Raw genomic sequence first — 4767 nt, forward strand, 5'->3', positions numbered from 1 at the left:
CAACACAGAAAGATTCATCAAGAAATACGGTGTCGCTGCTCATAATGTGAATCCTGAAGTTCCAGAGTCGCTTCATTGCCATATGTTTCGCCATAGCCGCAGCATGCACTTGTACAGAAGTGGTATGCCAATGGTATTGCTGGCTGAATGGCTCGGGCATGCGCAGATTTCATCGACCTTGATTTATGCGAATGCTGATACGGAAATGAAGAAAGAGGCCATCCAGAAAGTTACTTCAAAGTGAACCCGCTGGTGTCTGGAGAAACCACATATCTTGAATGGGAAGATGATGAGGAATTAATCAGGCAGCTTTATGGACTGAGTCGCTAAATATTATCCCGATATTATCATGAAAGAAGGGCTTTATATGAGGGTTTGATGCCGATAATCGGGATGCCGCATTTTGCGGGATAAGTTCTGTGAGGGGGGCTGGACTGCGAGGTTCGCCTCTACTCGACCTTGTATCTTCCGAGCTCATTATGATACTCTTTTGGTCGAACATTACATTTGGATGTCGGGAGACCTGAAGTCCAAGGGAACGGGGTCGTTAGCACTAGTGTTGATACCCCGTTTCCACAACAAATGCCTAGGCCCCGCAATTTGCGAAGTCTAGGCATTTGTTGTTCCATTACAACTACTTATCCCTTGATACGTTGGCAAATATCTTCAATCAGTTCGGGAGTTACCGTAGTTTTACCCTTTTCCAGCCCCATGTCTGTCAACAAATAGTACTTGGCAGAAATCCCCGCATTCTCCATGACTTTGCGGGCACAAACCATGGGACAGCCATCAATCGCAATGAATTCATCCATCTGCTGTGCCGCTTCAATAAATGGTTGCAGATTAGCGCGATCCCTGTAATGCAGCTCATAGGAGTTTTTGCAAATCCTTCCCGTTGTATGAATTTCTTCAACAGGACGACCACTCTAAAGTCTTCAGCAAGGCCTTGAACGCCTCATGTTTATGTGAACTATATTTCATTATCAATGTATACTGTTTTTGGAAAATGTCAAGATAATTAATCGGGAGTGTTAAAAATCTTCCTAGGCGGTTCATTGTAAAGTGAAATGCAACATAAAAGATAACAGCCAAAGAGAGAAACCCAGCATGATAAAAGTGAACAAACCCAATCATACGGAGGTTAATCTTTGGCTATTTTTCTTCTAAAGCAGCAAGCTTCGCCTTCATTATTTCTAAATCCTGCTGTAACGAAGTAATGCTTTTTTGCAGGTTTTGAACTTGTGTATTGGAGAACTGTCCGATTTTGTTGATGGCGGATTAGACGATACTATCGCTTGTATTAGCAGAATGTTTTGCCCCAATGCTTCAAAAAAGTTCCCCAAAATGTTTTGTTGATCTTCGTTAAGCTTATCAGCTACTAATATCGCCAGTAAAGCCGCTAGCAGCACCTGCTGCTCAGCGTCAAGAGAAAATAGAATGGATTCTTCCATAGGCAACCCACCTGAAACATTTTATAAAACTATATGATGAATTTAATCAATGGATAACCTAATTTCTCTTGCTAAATCTTGAAGCCCCGTACAATCTCGGACGAGTTACAAGACCTTATTCGGGCCGATATAGCGAAGGATGGAAAACCCGTGACAGAGCAGACGGTAAAAGAGTATCAGGTACAGTTAAATAAGGCATTGGATAGCTTAGTTGCCGAAGCAGAACAGGAGTATAGCGAGAGAACTTCTATCAAGAACTAAAAAACGCTTCAAATAAAAAGAGACAGGCTATTAGTTAGTCTGTCTTAATTGTTGCCGAAATTCTGCTTTAAATACTTTTGTGTTTTTAGACTCGTGGCTGTTCGTTTTGTTTCCTTCTATTGAGGGTGACCGTATTGACTATGACCCCAGCCAATATTCTCATATTAATATTTGTCGTTTGACCCGATACGGAGAACAGTACTATTGATAACGGCGAAAAAAGTGAACTCCTGTAAAATTTTTTATGATTTGGAAGGAGTTCTTTTTTTGGTGCTGAAAAAAGAAAAGCTGTTCGAATAGAACGGCTTTTCTTATACCTAAACAAAGAACATATTTTTATCAAGCAACATATTATGTAATGAAGGAGGCTTGATAGAAATATGAATTGTAATCAAGATGGTTGCCCAAAGTTTTGTTTCAAGAAATGTCCAAAATGTGGGCAAATGCATCCTCACGAGTGCCCTAAATGTCACTGGCAATGCGAAGAAAAGTGTGAAAAATGCCCTAAATGTGACCACTGGTTTGAAGATGAATGTGAATGTCCTAAGTGCCACAAAAAATGCAAGCATGATTGGTGCGATTAATTGCTTAAAACGTCCTTCGGGACGTTTTTCTTATGCTTATTTGGAGGTGACGCCGCATGCTCCGCTGCAACCAAACCGACTGCCGTTTCAATGATGCTGCCAAGCTACTTTGCCAGATGGAAGTTTACCTGGTTGACAGGCGGTGCATCACTTTCAAGCGGCGGCCGAAAGGCGAAAATTATAGAGAAATAATGCGTGTGGGAAGAAGTAAGGGGACGCTCATTTTGCTTCTTTGAAGCGGGAGTATGTTTTATCTTACAAGAGCTTAATTTACATCTTTTTCCCAATATAAAATACATATCCATAATACTGTTTGTATTTTGAATATAAGTCTGCCTCACGCCTCATAAATGCAATCATATCCTCAGCGGTTTTATTCCCCGTATGTTTTTTCAAAAATTCCTCTTGTCTTGCTTTTTGCGGAATAAAATAATTGTCTATCCAACAATTTTCAGGCAGCGTAAATGCGGCAACAGGAATATAACCTGTTTTTTGCATGATGGAAATATTATGCCCTATTGTGCCAATTTCAGGAACTGCGTCCACCCACCACTTCTCAATTTCAGCGGGGCGTTCATCAGTAAACCATGACTCATATGTTACGGCAATATAACCATCTTTTTTGAGGAACCCCTTCCAGTGATTCAAGCCCTTTTCAAAACCTATATTGGCAATAGCCCCCTCAGACCATATAAGTTCAAATTCTTCATTCTGAAACGGCAAATTATCCATTGAACCGACAATACCTTTTACCCTGTTCTGCAAACCAAGTTTTCCGGCTGTTACGTTAAGTTTAGCAATCGAACCGGCATAAAGGTCGAGGGCGGTGATGGTTGCTTCTGTATTTTGTGCCAGAACCATTGTTTGAGCGCCTGTGCCGCAGCCTAAATCGGCGATTTTTGTTTTGTTTGAAAGGTTGCCGATAAAACCTAATGCCCTGATGGTTTCTTCAGGGCTACCGGGTCCCTGCCGTTCAAGCTCTGTGAAAAATTCATTGATGAGGGCAAATTCAAATTCATGGATTGTTATTTCTTCCATTGTTCATACTCCTTATTTTCTAATTATACCTTTGGCTTTACTCCTAAAACTCAAGCGCAAGCTGTTTTGAGTTGCTTTTGTTCCATTTCGGATAATATCTTATACACCGTTTTTGGTGATAAATAATATTCGGTTGCCAACTGCTCAACAGATATACCGTTCTTGTATTCCTCGAAAATAGCCTTATTTCGCTTACTCAAAGAATGTCTGGTGTTTTTCAACTCGCCCCATCTTTTTTTGTTCTCTGCTCTCCGAGGGATATAAAGATATTCTCCGTCAATATGTTCTTGTATTGCCGCAATCAATTTGTCCGGCAATACGCAAATTGCGTTTTTATAGCCCATTGTGCGCCTCCTATATAATCAAAAGATAGGATTACGCAAGGACTATCCTCATATCAAATCATGGAGTACATTTTTTTCTTGTAAAATTTTCCTATTTTCCCAATAGAGCAGAGTTAGCTCCCCCCTACTTTTTTATCTGACCACATAAAATTATAACAAACATAATGAAAGTAGAAAATCTTACTTCTTACTCGGAGGGGTAATATGGAATATGACGTTGTAATGAGCAGTAAAGGACAATTTGTAACATTTAAATATTATTGTGTTTTTAGACTCGTGGCTGTTCGTTGAGAAACTTCGACATCTCCACCTGCAAGAAATAAAAGCTTGCAGGATTTTTGTATTTTTGTGGGAAATAGGTACTTAATAATAATTTGTAAACAAGCGGGTACTGGTGAGCGTTGGGAGGTTTTTCGTTTGGCAATGCCAACTTATGAAGATATTATGCTGCCATTTTTGAAGCGGCTGTCAGATGGGCAGGTCCATTCCTTGCAAGAATTGCGTCAGGTACACTACCTCCACCTTTACCCAGGCAGCCCAAGAAATAGCGGCGAGAGTGGGTACCCGCATCGTGCTAATCGATGGCTTGCAACTGGCACAATTGATGATTGACTATAGTGTTGGTGTGGCAACCGAGACTGTGTATGAAATTAAACGAATTGATTTGGACTATTTTATGGAAGAGTAATTTTAGCTGATGTAACGAGAAAATATTCAACAAAAGCTGGAACGCGAAGAAAAAAAAGAAACAGTAGAACAGCCATGACAATAATTGACACAGCAGAACTGATGAAAATAACGATAATTATGCTATACTCGAAGAAGCAGGATAAGATCGAGGGACGGTTTGGAGATTACTCCGCTTTGAGAACATGATCGGGTTGTCTTTGAGTACAGAGAACTGCTGTTAAACAGCGTACAATAAACTTTTTTCTATCAGACAATCTTCCTGCACTTAAAATAGTAGGAGTGATTTAGATGGAAGCCCTTTTGGAATGTTGCTGTGGAATTGATGTACATCGAGATAGTCTGCAAGTATGTATACTAAAGGGCCTAACAGATAATCCAGAAGTGATTCGTGCTGAATTT

General features: G+C 40.3%; 7 protein-coding genes. 3 read left to right on the forward strand and 4 right to left on the reverse strand.

Going from position 1 to position 4767, the window contains the following annotated elements; translation table 11 throughout:
* The coding region (locus BLR65_RS28505) for a tyrosine-type recombinase/integrase (RefSeq protein ID WP_143122703.1) at positions 1-244 on the forward strand (244 nt) is incomplete at its 5' end.
* Between the two features lie 394 nt (positions 245-638).
* On the opposite strand, the gene BLR65_RS28510 is transcribed toward BLR65_RS28505, so the two are convergent.
* Together BLR65_RS28510 and BLR65_RS28515 are read right to left on the reverse strand one after the other, a co-directional pair.
* Complete coding sequence (locus tag BLR65_RS28510) at positions 639-905, reverse strand: putative zinc-binding protein (protein WP_342741412.1); 267 nt, start codon at positions 903-905, stop codon at positions 639-641.
* 288 nt (positions 906-1193) lie between these two features.
* Positions 1194-1451 carry a hypothetical protein gene (locus BLR65_RS28515; protein ID WP_245693108.1) on the reverse strand — a complete coding sequence of 86 codons (258 nt, stop codon included), beginning with the start codon at positions 1449-1451 and terminating at the stop codon, positions 1194-1196.
* A 657-nt stretch (positions 1452-2108) separates the two neighbouring features.
* Between BLR65_RS28515 and BLR65_RS28520 the strand changes: the two genes are divergently transcribed.
* Positions 2109-2390, forward strand: a complete 282-nt coding sequence (locus tag BLR65_RS28520; RefSeq protein WP_093798187.1) for a hypothetical protein — start codon at positions 2109-2111, stop codon at positions 2388-2390.
* Positions 2391-2566: 176 nt separating this feature from the next.
* Here the strand turns inward: BLR65_RS28520 and BLR65_RS28525 are convergent, their stop codons facing one another.
* On the reverse strand, positions 2567-3334 hold the full coding sequence (locus tag BLR65_RS28525) for a class I SAM-dependent methyltransferase (RefSeq protein WP_093798189.1): 768 nt from the start codon (positions 3332-3334) through the stop codon (positions 2567-2569).
* Between the two features lie 50 nt (positions 3335-3384).
* Positions 3385-3678, reverse strand: a complete 294-nt coding sequence (locus BLR65_RS28530; protein WP_093798191.1) for a CD3324 family protein — start codon at positions 3676-3678, stop codon at positions 3385-3387.
* Positions 3679-4150: 472 nt separating this feature from the next.
* Between BLR65_RS28530 and BLR65_RS28535 the strand changes: the two genes are divergently transcribed.
* A complete protein-coding gene (locus tag BLR65_RS28535; RefSeq protein WP_093798193.1) occupies positions 4151-4366 on the forward strand; it encodes a restriction endonuclease in 216 nt (71 codons plus the stop codon).
* The last annotated feature ends 401 nt before the right edge of the window (positions 4367-4767 follow it).

The organism is Sporomusa acidovorans (assembly GCF_900101845.1).
GTDB classification, from domain to species: Bacteria; Bacillota; Negativicutes; order Sporomusales; family Sporomusaceae; genus Sporomusa; species Sporomusa acidovorans.